Here is a 21,576-nt window from a genome sequence, read left to right as displayed (position 1 = left end):
GCGTGCGGCTCAAGTGCATCAAGTTGGCGGGGTTCAAATCCTTCGTCGACCCGACCACGGTGAACTTCCCCAGTAACATGGCGGCTGTGGTCGGGCCCAATGGTTGCGGCAAGTCGAACATCATCGATGCCGTGCGTTGGGTGATGGGCGAGAGCTCGGCCAAGAACCTGCGCGGCGAATCGATGACCGACGTCATCTTCAATGGCTCGACCAGCCGTAAACCGGTAAGCCAGGCCAGCATCGAGCTGGTATTCGATAATTCCGACGGCACGCTGCTCGGCGAATGGGCGGCCTATGCGGAAATTTCCATTCGCCGCAAAGTGACCCGCGACAGCCAGACCACTTACTACCTTAACGGCGCCAAATGCCGCCGCCGTGATATCACCGATATCTTCCTCGGTACCGGTCTTGGCCCGCGCAGCTACTCGATCATCGAACAGGGCATGATCTCCAAGCTGATCGAGTCCAAGCCCGAAGACCTGCGCAATTTCATCGAAGAAGCCGCCGGTATTTCCAAATACAAGGAACGTCGGCGCGAGACCGAAAACCGTATCCGCCGCACCCACGAAAACCTCGCTCGCCTGACCGATTTACGCGAAGAACTCGAACGTCAGCTGGAGCGTTTGCACCGCCAGGCCGAGGCCGCCAAGAAATATCAGGAATACAAGGGCGAGGAGCGTCAGCTCAAGGCCCAGCTGTCAGCCTTGCGCTGGCAGGCGTTGAACGAACAGGTTGGCCAGCGCGAAGCAATCATCGGCACTCAGGAAGTCACCTTCGAAGCCTTGGTGGCCGAGCAGCGCAATGCCGACGCGGCCATTGAACGCCTGCGCGACGGTCATCATGATTTGTCCGAGCGCTTCAATCTGGTGCAGGGACGTTTCTATTCGGTTGGCGGTGATATCGCCCGGGTCGAGCAGAGCATCCAGCACGGTCAACAACGTTTGCGTCAGCTACAAGACGACCTGAAAGAAGCCGAGCGCGCGCGACTGGAAACCGAGTCCCACCTGGGCCATGACCGCACCTTGCTGCTGACCTTGGGCGAAGAGCTGGACATGCTCACCCCGGAACAGGAAGTCACCAGCGCCGCCGCCGAAGAAGCCGCTGCCGCACTGGAAGAATCCGAAACCACCATGCACGGCTGGCAGGAGCAGTGGGACGCCTTCAACCTCACCGCCGCCGAGCCACGCCGTCAGGCCGAAGTTCAGCAGTCGCGGATCCAGCAGCTGGAAACCAGCCTGGAACGGCTGGCCGATCGTCAGAAGCGTCTTGGCGAAGAACGTGCGTTGCTCTCGGCGGATCCGGAAGACGCGGCGATCATGGAACTCAGCGAGCAGTTGGCTGCGTCCGAGGCCACGCTCGAAGACTTGCAGGCCAGCGAAGAAGCTCAGGTCGAACGCCTCGAGCAACTGCGTCAGGAGTTGCAGCAAGCGCTTTCGGCGCAGCAGCAAGCCCAAGGGGATTTGCAACGGCTCAACGGTCGACTGGCGTCGCTGGAAGCCTTGCAGCAAGCCGCGCTCGATCCCGGCACCGGCACTGCGCAATGGCTGCGCGAACAGCATCTGGCGGATCGCCCGCGTCTGGCCGAAGGCCTTAAGGTCGAGGCCGGATGGGAGCTGGCGGTAGAAACCGTGCTCGGTGCCGACCTGCAAGCGGTGCTGGTGGATGACTTCGGTGATTTCGATCTGGCAGGCTTTGCCCAAGGCGATTTGCGCTTGCTCAGCCCGGCCAGCGATGGCGTGCGCATGCCCGGCAGTTTGCTCGACAAGGTCGAGGCGCAGATAGATTTGTCGCCATGGCTGGGGCAGGTCAAACCGGTCGACAGCCTTGAACAGGCCTTGGCCTTGCGCGGGCAATTGGCCGCCGGCCAAAGCCTGATCAGCCGCGACGGTTACTGGGTCGGCCGACACTTTTTGCGTGTGCGCCGGGCCAGCGAAGCCGAAAGCGGTGTGCTCGCCCGGGGTCAGGAAATCCAACGGTTGGGCCTTGAACGCGAAGAGCGCGAAGCCACGGTCGAAACCCTGGAAACCCGACTTCAGAATCTCAGGGCGCAACAGCGTCAGCAGGAAAACGGTCGCGAACATTTGCGCCGTCTGCTACAAGACGAAGCCCGTCAGCAAGGCGAATTAAAAGCCCAGCTGTCCGCCGGCAAAGCCAAGATCGAGCAGTTGACGTTGCGCCGTACCCGTCTCGATGAAGAACTCACCGAGTTGAGTGAACAGCGCGCCCTGGAACACGAAAACATCGGCGAAGCGCGCCTGCAATTGCAGGAAGCCCTCGACAGCATGGCGCTGGATACCGAGCAGCGTGAATTGCTGTTGGCCCAGCGCGACAGCCTGCGCGAGCGCCTCGATCGGGTGCGTCAGGAAGCCCGGCAGCATAAGGATCATGCGCATCAATTGGCGGTACGCCTCGGTTCGCTGAGGGCGCAATACGATTCCACTCGCCAGGCCCTCGAACGGCTGGAGATGCAGTCCGAGCGCCTGACCGAGAAGCGCGAACAATTGAGCCTCAACCTCGAAGAGGGCGAGGCGCCGCTGGAAGAACTGCGGCTGAAACTCGAAGAACTGCTCGACAAGCGCATGACGGTTGACGAAGAACTCAAGACCGCGCAAATGGCCATGGAAGATGCCGACCGCGAATTGCGTGACGCCGAAAAACGTCGCAATCAGGCCGAGCAGCAATCCCAGTTGATTCGCAGCCAGCTCGAGCAGCAGCGCATGGAATGGCAAGCGCTGACGGTACGACGCAAGACTTTGCAGGATCAACTGCTCGAAGACGGTTACGACCTCAACGGCGTGCTCGCCACGCTGCTGGCCGGGGCCAACGAGAAAGAGGCCGAAGAAGAACTCGAGCGCATTGCTGCGCGGATTCAGCGCCTGGGCGCGATCAACCTCGCAGCCATCGACGAATACCAGCAACAATCCGAGCGAAAGCGTTATCTGGATGCCCAGAATGATGATTTGGTGGAAGCGCTGGACACGCTCGAAAACGTCATTCGCAAGATCGACAAGGAAACCCGAAACCGCTTCAAAGATACCTTTGATCAGATCAATGGCGGTTTACAGGCCCTTTTCCCAAAAGTTTTCGGTGGAGGACGCGCGTATTTGGAACTGACGGGCGAAGATCTACTCGATACAGGGGTAACGATCATGGCGCAGCCGCCAGGAAAGAAGAACAGCACCATCCATTTGCTCTCCGGTGGCGAAAAAGCCCTGACCGCATTGGCCCTGGTATTTGCCATCTTCAAGTTGAATCCGGCGCCGTTCTGCATGCTCGATGAGGTTGACGCGCCATTGGATGACGCTAACGTTGGACGCTACGCACGGCTGGTCAAGGAAATGTCGCAGACGGTGCAGTTCATCTACATCACCCACAACAAGATCGCCATGGAAATGGCCGATCAATTGATGGGGGTGACGATGCATGAGCCCGGTTGTTCGCGTCTGGTGGCAGTGGATGTGGAGGAGGCGATGGCCATGGTGGACGCCTAGCGGCACGGCCCCAAACTACAAGCCTTAAGCTGCAAGGGACAGCTTGAGGCTTGAAGCTTGCGACGGGTAGCTTGAGCGGCGCATGCATTGACTGATGAATGAAGATGGCAAATCGACACAATTTGCTCAGCGATTTTGAGAGACGGTGTAAAGTTGCCTTTGGTCGTGCTAGTTTAATGTCAATTTTTCGTATACGTGGGCAAAACGCCTGTCAGAACATAGAGTTGGCGCCACGTTTTAAAGCGGTTTGCACAATGTAAACCCCTTATTTTTCAGCATTTTTTATAGAGGCACGGGATTACATGGAAATCGGTCTGCGCGAGTGGCTGATCGTCATCGGCATTATTGTCATTGCCGGTATTCTTTTCGATGGCTGGCGTCGCATGCGCGGCGGCAAGGGAAAACTGAAATTCCGTCTTGACCGAAATTTGTCCAATTTGCCGGATGAGGACACCAGCGCCGAGCTGTTGGGCCCGCCCCGCGTACTGGATACCCATAAAGAACCGCAACTGGACGAGCATGACCTGCCGTCGGTGAGCATGCCTGCCCGTGAACCTCGCGAGTCAGGTTCCAAGCGTGGCAAGCGTGGCCATGGCGAGCCGTCGCAAGGTGACTTGAACCTCAACCTGGATCTGGACGGCGGCCCGAGCTTCAACAGCCGTGACAACGATTTCCCGGATGACGCCAAGCCTGCCAGCTCGGCCGAGAAAGATCAGCCGCAAGCCGAAGAAGTACTGGTGATCAGCGTGATCTGCCGCGACCCGGCCGGCTTCAAGGGCCCGGCGCTGTTGCAGAACATTCTGGAAAGCGGTCTGCGTTTCGGCGAAATGGACATTTTCCACCGTCACGAAAGCATGGCCGGTAACGGCGAAGTCCTGTTCTCCATGGCCAACGCGGTCAAGCCAGGTGTCTTCGATCTGGATGATATCGATCATTTCAGTACCCCGGCGGTGAGCTTCTTCCTTGGTCTGCCAGGTCCGCGTCATCCCAAGCAAGCTTTCGACGTGATGGTGGCTGCGGCCCGCAAACTGTCCCAGGAGCTGAACGGCGAACTGAAAGACGACCAGCGCAGCGTGCTGACCGCCCAAACGATTGAGCACTACCGTCAGCGCATCGTCGAGTTCGAGCGTCGCGCTTTGACCCAGAAGCGTTAAAGTCAAAAGATCGCAGCCTCGTTTCACTCGACAGCGCCTACAGAAAATCGCGAACCCTGTAGGCGCTGTCGAGTGAAACGAGGCTGCGATCTCTTGATCTTGATGAGATGAGATAGAGCAGCCTCGGCTGCTCTTTCGCTTTATGAGAGAACACCCATGACCTCCGCCAAAAACCGCATTCTAGAGCTGCGCGCCGAGCTCGATCAGCACAACTATCGTTACCACGTGCTGGATGAGCCCAGCATTCCGGATGCCGAATACGATCGCTTGTTCCACGAGCTCAAGGCCCTTGAAGCGGCCCATCCCGAATTGATCACCAGCGACTCGCCGACCCAGCGTGTCGGCAGCGCGGCGTTGTCGGCGTTCACCCAGGTGCGTCATGAAGTGCCGATGCTCAGCCTGGGCAACGCCTTCGAAGAAACCGACATGCGCGAATTCGATCGCCGAGTGACGGAAGGGCTGGACTTGCCGGTCGGCGATTTGTTCGACGGCGGCACAGCGGTGGAGTACAGCTGCGAACCCAAGCTCGATGGCCTGGCGGTCAGTCTGCTCTATCAGGACGGCGTGCTGGTGCGCGGCGCCACCCGCGGCGACGGCACCACCGGTGAAGACATCAGTGTCAATGTGCGTACCGTGCGCAATATCCCGCTCAAACTGCATGGCACTGGCTGGCCGGCGACCCTGGAAGTGCGGGGCGAAGTCTTCATGTCCAAGGCCGGATTCGAGCGGCTCAACGCCACGCAACTGGAAGTCGGCGGCAAGACCTTCGCCAACCCGCGTAACGCGGCGGCGGGCAGTTTGCGGCAGCTGGATTCGAAGATCACCGCCAACCGTCCACTGGAATTCTGCTGCTACGGCATCGGCCAGATTTCGGCGGACATTGCCGACACACACATTGGCAACCTGCAGCAACTCAAAGCCTGGGGCCTGCCGATCAGCCATGAGCTGAAACGGGCACACGGCATCCAGGAATGCCTGGATTACTACCGTGACATAGGCGAGCGTCGCAATGCGCTCCCGTATGAAATTGACGGCGTGGTGTTCAAGGTCAACAGCATTGCGTCCCAGCGTGAACTGGGTTTCCGCGCTCGCGAACCGCGTTGGGCGATTGCCCACAAATTCCCGGCCATGGAAGAACTCACCGAGCTGCTTGATGTGGAATTCCAGGTCGGTCGCACCGGTGCCGTGACGCCGGTGGCACGCTTGAAACCGGTGAGGGTTGCGGGCGTCACCGTGGCCAATGCGACCTTGCACAACATGGATGAAGTGGCGCGACTGGGCCTGATGATCGGTGACACAGTGATCATTCGCCGTGCCGGTGATGTGATTCCGCAAGTGGTGCAAGTGGTCACCGAGCGTCGTCCGGAGCATGCCCGGCCAGTGCAGATTCCCCAGCAATGCCCGGTCTGCGGTTCCCATGTCGAGCGCACGCAACTGGTCAAGCGCAGCAAGGGCCGCGAGACCATCAGCGAAGGCGCGGTGTACCGCTGCGTCGGGCGTCTGGCCTGCGGAGCGCAGCTCAAGCAAGCGATCATTCACTTTGTGTCGCGCCGCGCCATGGACATCGAAGGGCTGGGCGAGAAGAGCGTCGAGCAACTGGTGGACGAAGGCCTGGTGAATTCGCCGGCTGACCTCTATGCCCTGACGTTCGAGCAGATCGTCGACCTGGAAGGCTTTGCCGAACTGTCGAGCAAGAACCTGCTCGGCGCCATCGAAAACAGCAAGCGGCCGAGTCTGGCGCGCTTCATCTACGCTTTGGGCATTCCCGATGTGGGCGAGGAGACGGCCAAGGTCCTGGCGCGTTCTCTCGGCTCGCTGGAGCGTGTTCAGCAGGCGTTGCCGCAGGTGCTCACGTACCTGCCGGATGTCGGGCTGGAAGTGGCTTACGAGATTCACAGTTTCTTTGAAGATGCGCACAACCGGCAGGTGATCGCGGATCTGCTCAAGCATGGCCTGCAGATTCAGGATCAGGGCGAGCTGGGTGCCGAATTTTCCGCCAGTACCACGTTGGGCGGCTTCCTCGATAAATTGCACATTCCATCGGTCGGGCCGGGCGGGGCGCAGAAGCTTGCGGACAAGTTCGGCTCGCTCGAAGCGGTGATGAATGCTGATTGGCTGGACATGCGCCAGGCACTGCCGGAAAAACAGGCGACATCGGTTCGCGAGTTCTTTGCGGGGACCGATAACCGTCAACTCGCCGAGGCGGCCGAAAGGCAACTGCGCGATTTCGGCATGCATTGGCAGAGTGAGAAGAAAGTCATCGAAGGGTTGCCGCTGGCGGGGCAGACCTGGGTGCTGACCGGTTCGCTGGAGCTGATGAGTCGCGATGTCGCCAAGGACAAACTTGAAAGCCTCGGTGCCAAGGTAGCCGGTTCCGTGTCGGCCAAGACCCATTGCGTGGTCGCCGGCCCGGGCGCGGGATCGAAGTTGGCCAAGGCCAATGAGCTGGGGGTGAAGGTGCTGGATGAAGAGGCGTTTGTGGCTCGCCTGAAGGAATACAACATCTCGATCTAGCGCGAAACCTGTGGCGAGGGGGCTTGCCCCCGTTCGGCGGCGAAGCCGTCGCAAAACCTGCTCATCGCGGTTGCTGGTTTTGGGGCTGCTACGCAGCCCAACGGGGGCAAGCCCCCTCGCCACAATGTGGGAACGATCACCGTACGAGAATGATCTAGTCTTGGCAGGGCCCCAGGGAGAGATCGCCATGTACCGCTTCTTCGAACAGCTCAGTTCGCGTATTGCCGCACCTTTCACGGGCGAACGTTCGCGCAACAGCAAGGTCTGGCATTGCCGCTGTGGGCAGTCGCTGTTCTTTCGCAACAGTCAGTGCCTGGCCTGTTCGGCGGCGCTGGGTTATCAGCCGCTGCAGAGTCGCTTGTCGTCGTTGCAGCCCGGTCCGCAAGCGGATACCTGGTTGCTCGACGCCGACCCCGAAGCCGGAGTGTTCCGCCGCTGCGCCAATCTTTATTCCCCAGCGGCGTGCAACTGGCTATTGCCGGCTAATGATCGCGATGGGTTGTGCATTGCCTGTAGCCTGAATCGCACCATTCCCGATCTGTCGATCCCCGAGAATCACCAGCGCTGGCATAAGGTGGAGATCGCAAAGCGTCGTCTGGTGGCGCAGTTGATCAGCCTGGGCCTGCCCGTCATTCCCAAATCCATGGACGAAGACATCGGTCTGGCCTTCGACTTCATCGGTATCGACCTCGAAGGCAAGCTGCCGACCACTGGGCATGCCAACGGTCTGATTACCCTCGATATCAAGGAAGCCGACGATGCCCATCGCGAGCAGATCCGCGTGAAGATGCATGAACCGTATCGCACGCTGCTCGGGCATTTCCGTCACGAGGTCGGGCATTATTACTGGGACCGCCTGGTCTCCAACAGTCGTTGGCTGGAGCCGTTTCGGGACGTGTTCGGCGACGAACGAGCAAGCTATGCCGAAGCCCTTGAGCGGCATTATCAACAAGGCGCGCCACTCGACTGGCAGCACTGTTACGTCAGCGCCTACGCCACCATGCACCCTTGGGAAGACTGGGCCGAAACCTGGGCTCACTACCTGCACATGATGGATGCAGTGGACACTGCCCTGGGCTTTGGCATGAAAGCGCAGGAACTGGAGTTGGATTACCAGCCATTTCCGCCCAGCACGTTATACGACCCGCAACACCCTGGTGGCCCGGCGTTCCTGTCATTCGTCAACGCATGGATCGAGCTGGCCGGTATGCTCAACGAATTGTCACGCAGCATGGGCCAGCCGGATTTCTACCCGTTCGTCCTGCCGCCGGCGGTGATTGCCAAGCTGCACTTCATTCATCTGGTGATCCAGCAAGAGGGCGGCCGGGCGGACGAAGTGTTGGCGCAATAGAATCAAAAAGGTCGCAGCCTTGTAGCAGCTGGCGCAGCCTGCGTTCGGCTGCGCAGCAGTCGTAAACCCGGTGTTCGCGGCTTATCTGAAACCGGGCTGCCTGATTTCACGACGGCTTCGCCGCCGAACGCAGCCTCCGGCAGCTGCTACAGGTCGCGATCTTTAAAGGCCAGCGCATGTCCTTGAAGCAGCTCATGTTTTTTAATCTTCGCGAACGGTTGTAACTTCGTCTCAGATAGGTACAATGGCGCGGCTCGCCGTCAGGTGAGCGTCGTTATGGTGACCCCATCGGTCCCCCCGCAACGATTACCCGTGAACCTGGTCAGATCCGGAAGGAAGCAGCCACAGCGGGAACATTGTGTGCCGGGGTGTGGCTGGTGGGGTTGCCTCCATAACGCAGCACGAACCCTCTTTCGTGTTTTCTATCCAGATAATTCGGCTATTTCCCTGCCAAGGTGTTCATCCCGGGCGGTGTTTTATCGTTTCCGAATTAAAGCGCCGAATATAAAAAAGGAGGCCGATCTGTCGCGTTAGACAGATCGGCCTCCTTTTTCATTTACTGGCATCAAGGCTTGGACAAGGCCTGGTCAACCGCTGCGATCAGCTTTCCCAGATCCTTCGGGGTGGCTTTGTGTATGACGCTGAACAGGTACGCCCGCTGTTCATCTTCGTCGCCCAGATCTGCGAAAAAGGCTTTCAGCTTCACGCCCAGCACGTCGGCAAGCAGGAACAGTGCTTCCACGCTGGGGGTATAGGTGCCAGTTTCGAAGCGGCTGATGGTTTTGGGGTCAAAACCGGTTTTTTCGCCGAGTTCAGCCTGAGTAAGCCCTGCGACCTTGCGGTAGCGTCGGATGGCTGGACCCAAACTTGAAATTTGCATCGCTCAATTCCCATTTAGAATCAAGAACTTAACGATAGATTTTTGCATTAGGCAACCGCATGATCCATCACCTTGCTTTGCAAAATGTGATGCATTTCGTAGAATCGCCGCTTCGAAAGGTTTTTTGGTGATCTGCTCTCTGAAGTTTAGGCGATATGAAACAGCCGGCATTACGTTCCTTGCCGGGTTTGCGCGCAGGTCGCTGACGGTCTGAATCCTCGCGAAAATGTTACCAGAGTCGGTGTTGCAACCTTGCCCGAGGCCTTTGAGCCTAGTTGAACTTCGGGGAGGCCGGAGGGCCGTCAAATGTTGTTCATGGAGTGATAACGTGTCTCTGCGCAGTACGTCTCAAAACACCTCTTCCGGGCATCTTGCGCTGGTCGAGCGGTACCACCGCTAGCGACAGTGAGCCTGACTCATGGATGAGAAATACCGCAGGGCTGTGGATGCCGCCGCGATTTTTTCCGAGACCGATCTCAACGGCCGGATTACCTACGTCAACGATCAATTCTGCGCTGTGTCCGGCTACAGCCGCGAAGAACTGCTGGGGCAGAACCATCGCTTGCTGAACTCCGGCTTGCACTCCGCCGATTTTTTCGCCGCCATGTGGGGCACCATCGCCCTGGGCAATATCTGGAAGGGCGAGATCTGTAATCGCGCCAAGGATGGCAGCCTGTATTGGGTCGACAGCACCATGGTGCCGGTGCTTGATGATGCCACCGGGCGTGTTCATCGATACCTGTCGATTCGTTTCGATATCAGTGAAAAACGCCAACTGCTGCAATCTCTGCAATGGCGGGTCGGCCATGACGTGCTGACCGGGCTGCCCAACCGCGCATTCCTGTCGGATTTGCTGGATCAGGCGCTGGAATTCTCCCGGCAAGAAAACATTCCGTTGGCGGTGTGCATGCTTGACCTCGATGGGTTCAAGGCGGTCAACGACGGTTACGGTCACGCCAGTGGCGATATGTTGCTGGTGGAAGTGGCCAAGCGTTTGCGCAACATTGTGCGCGGCGAAGATGTCGTGGCGCGACTGGCCGGGGACGAGTTCGTGCTGGTGTTGCGTTATGTGCGTGACCTGCCGGAATTGCGCGCGGCGCTGAATCGCGTGTTGGGGGCGATTTCGGCGCCTTACATGCTGCATGGCAAAGGCATCAATGTGTTCGCCAGTGTCGGCGCTACCCTGTTTCCCCATGACAACGAAGATGCCGAAACCCTGCTGCGCCACGCTGATCAGGCGATGTATGTGGCCAAGCAGCGCGGGCGAAACCGCTTTCATCTGTTCGATGTTTCGCGGGATCAGGAGGTCAAGGCCACTCACCAGACTGTCGAGCGGGTGCGTCAGGCGCTGCTGGCCGGTGAACTACGCCTGCATTTTCAGCCCAAGGTGAACATGCGCCGTGGCGTGGTCGTGGGGTTCGAGGCGTTGTTGCGTTGGCAGCATCCACAAAACGGCATAGTGCCACCTCGGGAGTTTTTGCCGTTGGTGGAAGACACCGACCTGATCATCGATATCGGTGAGTGGGTGATGGATCAGGTTCTGGCGCAATTGCACCGTTGGCAGCAACTGGGGCAGGGCTGGCCGGTCAGTATCAATATCGCGGCGCGACATTTTCAGCGCGCCGATTTCGTCGAACGGCTCAGGCAGGTACTCGCTCGACATGCCCAGGTCGCCCCGCAAATGCTCGATCTGGAAATCGTCGAGTCGGTGGCGATCGAGAATATCCAGCATGTCAGTGCCTGTTTGCAGGCCTGTCAGGCGTTGGGAGTGCATTTTTCCCTGGGTGACTTCGGCACGGGTTACTCGTCCTTGAGTTACCTCAAGCGTTTACGCACCCAAACCATCAAGATCGATAAATCATTCGTGCGTGACATTCTGATTGATCATGACGACCTGGCCCTGACCACTGCGGTAATTGGCCTGGCCCGGGCGTTCGGTCGGCAGGTGATCGCCGAGGGCCTGGAAAGCGTCGAGCACGGTGAATTGCTGTTGCGGCTGGGATGCGAGGTCGCTCAAGGGTACTTCATCAGTCGCCCGATGCCGCCCGCGGAGGTGCCGGCCTGGGTGGCGGGGTTTATCGCCCCCTCGCAATGGCAGGCACTCGAGCAGACAGCTTGAGCCGGTATAGAGCCGCATAATGTCGTCGATCTGCCGGAATTTTCATTTTCAGCAACTCATAAAAGCCCCTTAAAGTGCAGCTTGGCCAGAATAGACGAGCGCATCGGATGCAATTTTGGCCTTGCTCCGCTAGCATTAGCCGCTTCTGTTCCTTCGTTGCGACGGTTTTCGATGAGTTATCAGGTTCTTGCACGTAAATGGCGTCCGCGCTCGTTCGGCGAAATGGTCGGCCAGACCCATGTGCTCAAGGCTCTGATCAATGCCTTGGACAGCCAGCGGCTGCACCACGCCTACCTGTTTACCGGTACCCGCGGGGTCGGCAAGACCACCATCGCGCGGATCATCGCCAAATGCCTGAACTGTGAAACAGGTATCACTTCGACCCCCTGCGGCGAGTGCTCGGTGTGCCGCGAAATCGATGAAGGCCGTTTCGTCGATCTGATCGAGATCGACGCCGCGAGCCGGACCAAGGTCGAAGACACCCGTGAGCTGCTCGACAACGTGCAGTACGCGCCAAGCCGCGGGCGCTTCAAGGTTTACCTGATCGACGAAGTGCACATGCTCTCCAGCCATTCCTTCAATGCGCTGTTGAAAACCCTTGAAGAGCCGCCGCCCTACGTCAAGTTCATCCTGGCCACCACCGACCCGCAGAAACTTCCGGCAACGATTCTTTCTCGGTGCCTGCAGTTCTCCCTGAAGAATATGACGCCGGAGCGGGTAGTCGAGCATTTGACCCACGTGCTGAGCGTCGAGAACGTACCGTTCGAAGACGACGCACTGTGGTTGCTGGGCCGCGCCGCCGACGGTTCGATGCGCGACGCCATGAGCCTGACCGATCAGGCCATCGCTTTCGGTGAAGGCAAGGTCATGGCCGCCGACGTGCGCGCCATGCTCGGTACTCTCGATCACGGTCAGGTCTACGACGTTTTGCATGCGCTGATCGAAGGTGACGCCAAGGCATTGCTCGAAGCCGTGCGCCATCTGGCCGAACAAGGCCCGGACTGGAACGGCGTGCTCTCGGAAATTCTCAATGTGCTGCACCGTGTCGCCATCGCCCAGGCACTGCCTGAAGGCGTCGACAACGGCCATGGTGACCGTGATCGGGTGCTGGCGCTGGCCCAGGCGCTGCCGGCCGAAGATGTGCAGTTCTATTACCAGATGGGCCTGATCGGTCGGCGGGATTTGCCGCTGGCGCCGGACCCGCGCGGTGGCTTCGAAATGGTCCTGCTGCGCATGCTGGCGTTCCGGCCGGCAGACACCGCGGACGCACCGAGGCAACCGCTAAAGACAGTGGGGATCAGCCAGGCCACAGTTGATTCCGCAAACTCAGTGGCTGCCGCGCCGGTTGTTGCGCCGGTAGTCGCTGCGGCCGTTACACCGCCTCCGGTTGCGCCTGTGGTTGCACCAGCCCCTGTCCCGGTAGCTGCGCCTGAGCCGGTCGCACCCATGATTTCGCCTGAGCCCGAGCCTGAGCCTGTTATCGAAGCCGTAGCGGCCGAAGAGGTCGTCGATCTGCCGTGGAACGACCCGGTAGAGCCCGAAGTTGCCCAGCAGCCCGCCGTCGAGCCGGTGCTGGAAACGGCTGGCGAGCAACCCGAATTGCCACCGATGCCCATGCCGACCCCGGACAGTGTGGTGCCGGACGCGCCAGAATGGGCCGCTGCGCCCATCCCGGAGCCGTCCGTTTCTCAGGTCGATGCCGCGACACCGGGCATGGATCAGGACGACGAGCCGCCGCTGGACGAAGATTACATCGAGCCGGACATGGATTCGGCCTATAGCTATCTCGACGAACTGGCCAGTGAGCATGCCGCCGAACCTGCGCCGGAGCCCGAGCCAGAACCGGCCGCGATGCCGGCCACCGGTGTTGCCCTGCAATGGCTGGAGATATTCCCGAAACTGCCGGTATCCGGCATGACCGCCAGCATCGCCGCCAACTGCACGCTGATCGCCGTCGATGGCGACCATTGGTTGTTGCACCTGGACCCGGCCCACAGCGCCTTGTTCAACGCAACACAACAACGTCGCCTCAACGATGCATTGAACCAGTTTCATGGGCGCACGTTGACCCTGAGCATGGAGCTGATCAAGCCCGAGCAGGAAACCCCGGCTCAGGCCTCGTCCCGTCGTCGTGCCAACCGTCAGCGTGAGGCTGAAGAATCGATCCATGGGGATCCGTTCATCCAGCAAATGATGCAGCAGTTCGGGGCGGTGGTCCGTCAGGATACTATTGAACCTGTCGAGGCTCTGGTCAGTCAGGGCTAATAACTGAAGGCGCCTGGCCACACTCGCCGGGCGCTGTTTTTATCCAAGTACTTTTGAGGTGATTCCCATGATGAAAGGTGGCATGGCCGGCCTGATGAAGCAGGCGCAGCAAATGCAGGAAAAAATGGCCAAGATGCAGGAAGAGCTGGCCAACGCCGAAGTCACCGGTAAAGCCGGTGGCGACATGGTCACCGTGGTGATGACCGGTCGTCATGACGTCAAGCGCGTTACCATCGACCCAAGCCTGGTCGAAGGCCTGAGCGAAGACGACAAGGAAATGCTGGAAGCGGTATTCGCCGCAGCCGTCAACGATGCCGTGCGCAAGATCGAAGCCAACAGCCAGGACAAAATGTCTGGCGTGACCGCTGGCATGCAATTGCCACCGGGTATGAAACTGCCATTCTGATTCGCCTGCGCGCGTCGCACGGGTTACAAAAAAATGCCAGGCATCGCGCCTGGCATTTTTGTTTCCGTCTGATGGAAGCCTTCGCGGGCAAGCCCGCTCCCACAGAAATCACCTGAACCTGCGGGGGCGTGGCTGTCCGCGATGAAGTCACCTCGGTACAACTGACGAAACTTCGAACCCGACAGCGCCACAAAGGTCTGCTCCCTATACAGCCGAAATTCATCGATCAAAGGAGACGTTCACATGCCGCAAGCATTGACCCTCAACCAGCGTATCGTTCTGGTGTCTCGCCCGGTGGGCGCGCCGACACCGGAGAATTTCCGCCTGGAACGGGTAGCGCTGCCAGACCTGGTTGACGGTCAAGTGCTGCTCAAGACGCTTTATCTGTCGCTGGATCCTTACATGCGTGGTCGTATGAGTGACGCGCCATCCTACGCGGCGCCAGTAGAAATCGACGAAGTGATGACCGGTGGCGCTGTCAGTCGTGTCGAACGTTCGCTGCATCCCAAATTCCATGAGGGTGATCTGGTAGTCGGCGTCACGGGGTGGCAGAGCCATAGCATCAGTGACGGGCGCAACATCATTCCGATCCCGTCCGGGCTGCAGAGTCCATCGATGGCCCTGGGTGTGCTGGGCATGCCCGGTATGACCGCCTACATGGGGTTGATGGACATCGGCCAGCCCAAGGAAGGCGAAACTCTGGTGGTGGCGGCTGCATCCGGCGCCGTGGGGTCGGTGGTTGGCCAAGTGGCAAAGATCAAAGGCCTGCGAGTGGTGGGTGTGGCGGGTGGCGCGGATAAATGCCGTTATGTGGTCGAGGAGCTGGGCTTCGATGCCTGCATCGATCACAAGCGTCCGGACTTCGCCCAGGAGTTGGCATCGGCCTGCTTCAAAGGTGTTGATATCTACTTTGAAAACGTTGGTGGCAAGGTATTCGATGCGGTGCTGCCGCTGCTCAATCCCAAGGCGCGGATTCCTCTTTGTGGTCTGATTGCGTCCTACAACGCCCATGAACCACCGAGTGGGCCGGATCGACTGCCACAATTGCAGCGCACACTGCTGACCAAACGGGTACGGATTCAGGGCTTCATAGTGTTTGACGACTACGGTGACCGTCAGCCGGAATTTATCAGCGCCATGGCGCCGTGGGTGCGTGATGGCAAGGTCAAATTCCGTGAGGACATGGTCGATGGCCTGGAGAACGCGCCCCGGGCATTCATCGGTCTGCTGGAGGGGCGCAACTTTGGCAAACTGGTGGTGCGGGTTGCGCAAGACTGAATAATTGACGGTCATTCGAGGCGCGGGTATAAACCGCGTCTCGTTGTTATGTCGGACTTTTCCCCATGAGCTTCAGCCCTTTGATTCGCCAACTGATCGATGCCCTGCGAATTTTGCCGGGTGTGGGTCAGAAAACTGCCCAGCGCATGGCGTTGCAACTGCTTGAGCGTGATCGCAGCGGCGGTTCGCGACTGGCCCAGGCGCTGAGCCAGGCCATGGAAGGAGTGGGCCACTGCCGCTTGTGCCGCACGCTGACTGAAGACGATCTGTGCCCGCAATGCGCGGATCCACGCCGTGACGACACCTTGCTGTGCGTGGTGGAAGGTCCGATGGATGTTTATGCGGTGGAGCAGACCGGTTTTCGCGGTCGTTACTTCGTGCTCAAGGGCCATCTGTCGCCGCTCGACGGATTAGGGCCTGACGCCATCGGCATTCCACAATTGATGACGCGGATCGAAGAGGCGGGCACGTTCACTGAAGTCATTCTGGCGACCAACCCGACCGTGGAAGGTGAGGCGACAGCGCATTACATTGCCCAGTTGCTCAGCAACAAAGGCTTGATCGCCTCGCGCATCGCCCATGGCGTGCCATTGGGTGGCGAGCTGGAGTTGGTCGATGGCGGGACACTGGCGCATTCGTTTGCCGGGCGTAAGCCGATTACCTTGTAGCGTCTGAGCAGGCCCCTTCGCGGGCAAGCCTCGCTCCTACGGATATCGGTTGTTCGCGAATATTCGCACGACGCAAAACCGTAGGAGCGAGGCTTGCCCGCGAAGAATGCGCCTCGGTCCATCTGGTTCACACAACGCTATTGAAAACCAAGCAAGCGCTCGGTTAGCTTTGCTGAACCTTCAGTGGAGCTCGCCGATGCCTGCCTTTCAGGAATACTTCGACCCCAGCCATCAATTGGTCCGCGACAGCGTCAGACGTTTCGTCGAGCGTGAAATTCTTCCCGACATCGACCAGTGGGAAGAAGCTGAAAGCTTTCCTCGCGAACTCTACCTGAAGGCTGGCGCGGCGGGGATTCTAGGCATCGGTTATCCCGAAGCCTTGGGCGGCAGTCACGAAGGCGATATGTTCGCCAAGATCGCTGCCAGTGAAGAGCTGATGCGCTGCGGTTCCGGTGGTCTGGTCGCAGGGCTGGGCTCGCTGGACATTGGTCTGCCGCCCATCCTCAAGTGGGCCAGGCCCGAAGTCCGCGATCGCGTTGTGCCTCAGGTGCTGGCGGGCGAGAAGATCAGCGCCCTGGCTGTCACCGAACCCAGCGGCGGCTCCGACGTCGCCAATCTGCAAACCCGCGCCGTGCGGGACGGCGACTTTTATCGAGTCAGCGGCAGTAAAACCTTCATTACCAGCGGCGTTCGTGCAGATTTCTATACCGTCGCGGTGCGCACCGGCGAGCCGGGTTTTGGCGGCATCAGTGTGTTGTTGATCGAGAAGGGCACACCCGGTTTCACCGTCGGTCGTCAGTTGAAGAAAATGGGCTGGTGGGCGTCGGACACCGCCGAACTGTTTTTTGATGATTGCCGGGTGCCGCTGGAGCATCTGATCGGTGCCGAGAACATGGGCTTCGCCTGCATCATGGGTAACTTTCAGAGCGAACGTCTGGCCCTGGCACTGATGGCCAACATGACTGCGCAGTTGGCGCTGGAGGAAAGCCTGAAATGGGCTCGCCAGCGTGAAGCCTTCGGCAAACCCATCGGCAAGTTCCAGGTGCTCAAGCACCGCCTCGCGGAAATGGCCACGGCGCTGGAGGTGTCGCGGGAGTTCACTTACCGTCAGGCAGCGAAAATCGCCGCGGGGCAGAGCGTGATCAAGGAGATTTCCATGGCCAAGAATTTTGCCACCGACACGGCTGATCGCATTACCAACGACGCCGTGCAGATTCTGGGTGGCCTGGGTTACATGCGTGACAGTCTGGTGGAACGGCTGTATCGCGATAATCGGATTTTGTCGATTGGTGGGGGAACGCGGGAAGTGATGAACGAGATCATCAGCAAGCAGATGGGGCTCTAATCTGCGGTGTTGCGGCTGACGCCATCGCGGGCAAGCCCGCTCCCACAGGGATGGTCGTTAAATAAAAATCTTCTATACGACAAAAACACTGTGGGAGCGGGCTTGCCCGCGATGCGTTAGTACAGGCGCTGCTTATTTATCGGTAAGGGCAAACTGCGTCAGGCAAAACGTCGGAATCCCCATGTCTTCCAGCCGCTGCGAGCCACCCAGCTCCGGCAAGTCAATGATTGCCGCCGCTTCATGCACCCGCGCGCCCATGCGCCGAATCAGGTTCGCCGCCGCGATCAGCGTGCCACCGGTAGCGATCAGGTCATCGAACATCACCACCGAGTCACCCTCACACAGGCTGTCGGCGTGAACTTCGAGAAAGGCTTCGCCGTACTCGGTCTGATACCCCTCGGCCAATACCTCGGCCGGGAGTTTGCCCTGCTTGCGGAACAGCACCAGCGGTTTATTCAATTGATAGGCCAGGATTGAACCGATCAGGAAGCCACGTGCATCCATGGCGCCGATGTGGGTGAAGTCGGCTTCGACGTAACGATGGGCGAAGCTGTCCATCACCAGGCGCAGGGCCGTGGGTGACTGGAACAACGGAGTGATATCGCGAAAGATCACGCCCTGCTTGGGGAAGTCGATCACGGGGCGGATCAGGGATTTGATGTCGAAGGAGTCGAAGACCATCGTCGAAGTGTCCTGGCAGGCTGCAAACGTCGCAGTATAACGGCGGCTGAACCGTTTCGCTCAGCCGCCATCGCCAGCATCAGCCGTCGAGCGAGCCGCCGGCCAGGGCGCAGAGCTGAATCGGGTCGAGGATATGTATTTCCTTGCCTTCGGCAGCGATGAGTTCGTTTTGCTGGAAGCGGGTGAACACCCGCGACACGGTTTCCACCGCCAGTCCCAGGTAATTGCCGATTTCGTTGCGCGACATGCTCAACCGAAACTGGTTGGCTGAAAAGCCCCGGGCGCGGAAACGGGCCGACAGGTTGACCAGGAAGGTGGCAATGCGCTCATCGGCGGTTTTCTTGGACAGCAGCAACATCATTTGCTGATCGTCGCGAATCTCGCGGCTCATCACCCGCATCAACTGACGGCGCAGTTGGGGCAGTTGCAAGGCCAGTTCGTCGAGGCGATCGAAAGGAATTTCGCACACCGAAGTGGTTTCCAGGGCTTGCGCCGAGACCGGGTGCTTTTCAGTGTCCATGCCCGACAGACCGACCAATTCACTTGGTAAATGGAAGCCAGTGAGCTGCTCTTCGCCGCCATCGCTCAGGCTGAAAGTCTTCAGGGCGCCGGAGCGTACTGCATAAACGGAATCGAACGTCTCGCCTTGGCGAAAGAGGAACTCGCCTTTTTTCAGCGGTCGACCCCGTTTAACGATTTCGTCCAACGCATCCATGTCTTCCAGATTCAAAGAAAGTGGCAGGCAGAGCGGGGCCAGGCTGCAATCCTTGCAATGAGCCTGGTTATGGGCGCGCAGTTTTACTGGCTCGGACATTTCTTTAATCCTTGTGGGAAAACACACATAAGCCGTAAGGGTAACTCACGGGAGGACATTCGGGCCAGCCTGCGACAATTTAACCGCAAGGCCTTAGATCACTCGTGAAAAGCGTTGACGATTGGTGTGTTGCAGATACGCATCGAAAACCATGCACACCGAACGCACCAGCAGCCGGCCAGCGGGGAGTACGGTGATCCGCTCGTTATCCAGCTCGATCAGCCCATCCTCGGCCATATTCAGCAGCTGCGGCCAAAGGTCGGCGAAATAACCGCGAAAATCGATATTGAAGTGTTGCTCGATATTCGAGAATTCCAGACTGAAATGGCAAATCAACTGCTGAATCACGGCTCTGCGCAAGCGGTCGTCAGCGTTGCATATCAGGCCTCGGCTGGTAGCCAGTTGCGCGGATGCCAAAGCGCTTTGATATTGGTTCAAGTCGCTGCTGTTCTGGCAATACAGGTCGCCAATCTGGCTGATGGCAGATACCCCCAGGCCGATCAAGTCGCAATGGCCGTGGGTGGTGTAGCCCTGAAAGTTACGTTGCAGGGTGGAATCTTCCTGAGCAATTGCCAGCTCATCGTCGGGCAGAGCGAAATGGTCCATGCCGATGTAGCGATAACCGGCGGCCGTCAGTTGTTCGATGGTGCGCTGGAGCATTTCCAGCTTCTGGGCCGGTGCCGGCAGATCGTTGCCATTGATCCGTCGTTGCGGCATGAAGCGTTCCGGCAGATGAGCGTAGTTGAACACCGAAAGCCGATCCGGTTGCAGGCTGATGACTTCATCGACGGTGCGAGCGAAGTTGTCGGGCGTCTGTTTCGGCAGGCCATAGATCAGATCGATATTGATCGAGCGAAATTGCAGGGTCCGGGCCGCGTCGATCACCGCTCGGGTTTCTTCCAGGCTTTGCAGGCGATTGACTGCCCGTTGTACCGCCGGATCGAGGTCTTGAACGCCAATGCTGACGCGGTTGAAACCCAGTTCCCGGAGCAGGCCCATGGTCGACCAATCAGCTTCGCGAGGATCGATTTCAATGCCGTAGTCGCCTGAATCGTCGTCCAGCAAATTGAAATGCTTGCGCAGCTGAGCCATCAACTGGCGCAGTTCGTCGTGGCTGAGAAAAGTGGGGGTGCCACCGCCGAAATGCAGTTGCTCGACTTTTTGCGTCGGGTCGAGGTGGCAGGCAATCAGCTGTATTTCCTGTTCCAGGCGCTGCAAATAGGGCAGGGCACGGCCGCGGTCCTTGGTGATGACTTTGTTGCAGGCGCAGTAGTAGCAAATATTCGCGCAGAACGGCACGTGCACGTACAGCGACAGCGGCCGCAGGGCTTTACGGCTGTCGCGCAGGGCATGAAACAGGTCGAAGGTGCCGACCTGGCTGTCGAATTGCACGGCGGTCGGGTACGAGGTATAGCGCGGTCCCGCCAGGTCATAACGGCGGATCAGATCTGTGTCCCAACGAATAGTGTCGAGCATGCGGGCATTCCCCCGGATAGGCTGGCAGTGTCGGCGAGTCTAGGGAGAAATGCGCAACGGCATCTTGATTTGCATCAACAGTGATTGGCGACAGCGATAGCTTTGTGGCGAGGGGGCTTGCCCCCGTTCGGCTGCGAAGCAGTCGTAGAGTCGGCGGACACGGTCGTTCTAAAAAGGTGCGGTGCAGTGTTTGGGGGTCGCTTCGCAACCCAACGGGGGCAAGCCCCCTCGCCACTGGTCTAATGCCCCATCAGCCAATGCTGATGCGGCCCCGGCAAGGTCCAGATGCCGAACACCATTACCAGCAAGCCACCGGTCATGCGGACGCTGCGTTTGCGTAGCAACGCCGTGACGCGCTCGGCCGCAAGCCCTGTGGCGAGCAGCACCGGCCAGGTGCCCAGCCCGAACGCCAGCATCAGCAACGCACTGTCCAGCGCATTGCCCTGGCTGGCCGACCACAGCAATGTGCTGTAAACCAGCCCGCATGGCAGCCAGCCCCACAATGCGCCCAGCAGCAAGGCGCGGGGCAGGTTCGACACAGGTAAGAGCGTGTTGGCCACTGGCTGGATATGCCGCCACAGGCCGCGACCCAGGCTTTCGATACGGGTCAGGCCGCTCCACCAGCCAGCCAGGTACAGGCCCATGGCGATCAGCAGCAACCCGGCGAGGATACGCATGAACATCGCCGCCGGGCTATTGGCCACGGCCCAACCGGCCAGGCCGATCAGCAGGCCGGCGGCGGCGTAGCTGAGAATGCGCCCCAGGTTGTAGGCCAGCAATAGTCGAAAGCGTCGGCTGCGTTGTTCCTTGGGGATCGCCAGGGTCAACGCGCCCATCAAGCCGCCGCACATGCCCAGGCAATGCCCGCCGCCGAGCAAGCCGAGGATCAGCGCAGACACCAACAGGGGCGCCAACTCAAGCATGGGGCGGCGCCTTGTCGTCCGGTTTGGCCGGATGGCTGCTTGCCTCGTCGACCGCTGCCTTGTGGTTCGGGTCCTGATCGTCGAACAGGATGCTGTGGGCCGGGCCGTCGAGATCGTCGTACTGACCGCTGTCGACTGCCCAGAAGAAGATATAGATAGCGATGGCCACGATCAGCAGCGCGGCCGGGATCATCACGTAGAGAGCTGGCAT

Annotated in this window: 16 protein-coding genes and 1 other RNA gene; 11 read left to right on the top strand and 6 right to left on the bottom strand. The window is 59.4% G+C overall.

The genetic code is table 11. From position 1 onward, the window contains the following. The first annotated feature begins 2 nt into the window (after positions 1-2). The 5 genes from smc to ffs all read left to right on the top strand — a co-directional run bounded on the left by smc (position 3) and on the right by ffs (position 8,893). The gene (gene smc / locus BZL43_RS22150) at positions 3-3,491 is read left to right on the top strand and encodes a chromosome segregation protein SMC (protein ID WP_095634270.1); all 3,489 of its coding nucleotides are present in this window, start codon (positions 3-5) and stop codon (positions 3,489-3,491) included. A gap of 302 nt (positions 3,492-3,793) precedes the next feature. Continuing rightward, the gene (zipA, locus tag BZL43_RS22145; protein WP_095634269.1) at positions 3,794-4,645 is read left to right on the top strand and encodes a cell division protein ZipA; all 852 of its coding nucleotides are present in this window, start codon (positions 3,794-3,796) and stop codon (positions 4,643-4,645) included. Positions 4,646-4,801: 156 nt separating this feature from the next. Next, a complete protein-coding gene (gene ligA / locus BZL43_RS22140; protein WP_095634268.1) occupies positions 4,802-7,159 on the top strand; it encodes an NAD-dependent DNA ligase LigA in 2,358 nt (785 codons plus the stop codon). Positions 7,160-7,346: 187 nt separating this feature from the next. Next, positions 7,347-8,510: a putative zinc-binding metallopeptidase gene (locus BZL43_RS22135; RefSeq protein ID WP_095634267.1), complete on the top strand. Its 1,164-nt coding sequence runs from the start codon at positions 7,347-7,349 to the stop codon at positions 8,508-8,510. A gap of 286 nt (positions 8,511-8,796) precedes the next feature. Further along, an RNA gene (gene ffs, locus BZL43_RS22130) (signal recognition particle sRNA small type) lies at positions 8,797-8,893 on the top strand. A gap of 182 nt (positions 8,894-9,075) precedes the next feature. Here the strand turns inward: ffs and BZL43_RS22125 are convergent. Beyond that, positions 9,076-9,390: a helix-turn-helix domain-containing protein gene (locus BZL43_RS22125; RefSeq protein WP_007933342.1), complete on the bottom strand. Its 315-nt coding sequence runs from the start codon at positions 9,388-9,390 to the stop codon at positions 9,076-9,078. Positions 9,391-9,808: 418 nt separating this feature from the next. Between BZL43_RS22125 and BZL43_RS22120 the strand changes: the two genes are divergently transcribed. The 6 genes from BZL43_RS22120 (at position 9,809) to BZL43_RS22095 (ending at position 17,471) form a co-directional block, all read left to right on the top strand. Then, positions 9,809-11,509, top strand: coding sequence for a bifunctional diguanylate cyclase/phosphodiesterase (locus BZL43_RS22120; protein ID WP_095634266.1), 1,701 nt, complete (start codon positions 9,809-9,811; stop codon positions 11,507-11,509). 171 nt (positions 11,510-11,680) lie between these two features. Further along, positions 11,681-13,774: a DNA polymerase III subunit gamma/tau gene (dnaX, locus tag BZL43_RS22115; RefSeq protein ID WP_095634265.1), complete on the top strand. Its 2,094-nt coding sequence runs from the start codon at positions 11,681-11,683 to the stop codon at positions 13,772-13,774. A 67-nt stretch (positions 13,775-13,841) separates the two neighbouring features. After that, the gene (locus BZL43_RS22110; protein ID WP_007905413.1) at positions 13,842-14,180 is read left to right on the top strand and encodes a YbaB/EbfC family nucleoid-associated protein; all 339 of its coding nucleotides are present in this window, start codon (positions 13,842-13,844) and stop codon (positions 14,178-14,180) included. A gap of 243 nt (positions 14,181-14,423) precedes the next feature. Then, positions 14,424-15,458, top strand: coding sequence for an NADP-dependent oxidoreductase (locus tag BZL43_RS22105; protein ID WP_095634264.1), 1,035 nt, complete (start codon positions 14,424-14,426; stop codon positions 15,456-15,458). A gap of 65 nt (positions 15,459-15,523) precedes the next feature. Further along, on the top strand, positions 15,524-16,126 hold the full coding sequence (gene recR, locus BZL43_RS22100; protein ID WP_095634263.1) for a recombination mediator RecR: 603 nt from the start codon (positions 15,524-15,526) through the stop codon (positions 16,124-16,126). A gap of 196 nt (positions 16,127-16,322) precedes the next feature. Beyond that, positions 16,323-17,471: an acyl-CoA dehydrogenase family protein gene (locus BZL43_RS22095; protein WP_095634262.1), complete on the top strand. Its 1,149-nt coding sequence runs from the start codon at positions 16,323-16,325 to the stop codon at positions 17,469-17,471. Between the two features lie 132 nt (positions 17,472-17,603). Here BZL43_RS22095 and BZL43_RS22090 read toward each other — a convergent pair whose 3' ends face one another. The 5 genes from BZL43_RS22090 to ccoS all read right to left on the bottom strand — a co-directional run bounded on the left by BZL43_RS22090 (position 17,604) and on the right by ccoS (position 21,576). Next, positions 17,604-18,152 (bottom strand): adenine phosphoribosyltransferase, encoded by a 549-nt coding sequence (locus BZL43_RS22090; RefSeq protein WP_095634261.1) that lies wholly within the window; start codon positions 18,150-18,152, stop codon positions 17,604-17,606. 79 nt (positions 18,153-18,231) lie between these two features. Then, positions 18,232-18,966 carry a fumarate/nitrate reduction transcriptional regulator Fnr gene (fnr, locus tag BZL43_RS22085; protein ID WP_095634260.1) on the bottom strand — a complete coding sequence of 245 codons (735 nt, stop codon included), beginning with the start codon at positions 18,964-18,966 and terminating at the stop codon, positions 18,232-18,234. 93 nt (positions 18,967-19,059) lie between these two features. Further along, entirely contained in the window at positions 19,060-20,442 is a 1,383-nt protein-coding gene (gene hemN, locus BZL43_RS22080; protein ID WP_095634259.1) for an oxygen-independent coproporphyrinogen III oxidase, read from the bottom strand. 239 nt (positions 20,443-20,681) lie between these two features. Continuing rightward, a complete protein-coding gene (locus BZL43_RS22075) occupies positions 20,682-21,365 on the bottom strand; it encodes a sulfite exporter TauE/SafE family protein (protein WP_007933361.1) in 684 nt (227 codons plus the stop codon). Then, a complete protein-coding gene (gene ccoS, locus BZL43_RS22070) occupies positions 21,358-21,576 on the bottom strand; it encodes a cbb3-type cytochrome oxidase assembly protein CcoS (RefSeq protein ID WP_095634258.1) in 219 nt (72 codons plus the stop codon). The genes BZL43_RS22075 and ccoS overlap by 8 nt, the downstream gene beginning before the upstream one ends.

It is taken from the genome of Pseudomonas sp. PICF141, from assembly GCF_002286815.1.
In the GTDB taxonomy this organism is placed as follows: domain Bacteria; phylum Pseudomonadota; class Gammaproteobacteria; order Pseudomonadales; family Pseudomonadaceae; genus Aquipseudomonas.
The sequence above is the reverse complement of the archived record's forward strand: the minus strand, read 5'-3'. Positions and strand labels throughout refer to the sequence as shown.

Coding starts and splice junctions, on each gene's coding strand:
- zipA (WP_095634269.1), top strand. CDS start 3,794: ATGGAAATCGGTCTGCGCGAGTGGCTGATCGTCATCGGCATTATTGTC.
- ligA (WP_095634268.1), top strand. CDS start 4,802: ATGACCTCCGCCAAAAACCGCATTCTAGAGCTGCGCGCCGAGCTCGAT.
- BZL43_RS22135 (WP_095634267.1), top strand. CDS start 7,347: ATGTACCGCTTCTTCGAACAGCTCAGTTCGCGTATTGCCGCACCTTTC.
- BZL43_RS22125 (WP_007933342.1), bottom strand. CDS start 9,390: ATGCAAATTTCAAGTTTGGGTCCAGCCATCCGACGCTACCGCAAGGTC.
- BZL43_RS22120 (WP_095634266.1), top strand. CDS start 9,809: ATGGATGAGAAATACCGCAGGGCTGTGGATGCCGCCGCGATTTTTTCC.
- dnaX (WP_095634265.1), top strand. CDS start 11,681: ATGAGTTATCAGGTTCTTGCACGTAAATGGCGTCCGCGCTCGTTCGGC.
- BZL43_RS22110 (WP_007905413.1), top strand. CDS start 13,842: ATGATGAAAGGTGGCATGGCCGGCCTGATGAAGCAGGCGCAGCAAATG.
- BZL43_RS22105 (WP_095634264.1), top strand. CDS start 14,424: ATGCCGCAAGCATTGACCCTCAACCAGCGTATCGTTCTGGTGTCTCGC.
- recR (WP_095634263.1), top strand. CDS start 15,524: ATGAGCTTCAGCCCTTTGATTCGCCAACTGATCGATGCCCTGCGAATT.
- BZL43_RS22095 (WP_095634262.1), top strand. CDS start 16,323: ATGCCTGCCTTTCAGGAATACTTCGACCCCAGCCATCAATTGGTCCGC.
- BZL43_RS22090 (WP_095634261.1), bottom strand. CDS start 18,152: ATGGTCTTCGACTCCTTCGACATCAAATCCCTGATCCGCCCCGTGATC.
- fnr (WP_095634260.1), bottom strand. CDS start 18,966: ATGTCCGAGCCAGTAAAACTGCGCGCCCATAACCAGGCTCATTGCAAG.
- hemN (WP_095634259.1), bottom strand. CDS start 20,442: ATGCTCGACACTATTCGTTGGGACACAGATCTGATCCGCCGTTATGAC.
- BZL43_RS22075 (WP_007933361.1), bottom strand. CDS start 21,365: ATGCTTGAGTTGGCGCCCCTGTTGGTGTCTGCGCTGATCCTCGGCTTG.
- ccoS (WP_095634258.1), bottom strand. CDS start 21,576: ATGCCAGCTCTCTACGTGATGATCCCGGCCGCGCTGCTGATCGTGGCC.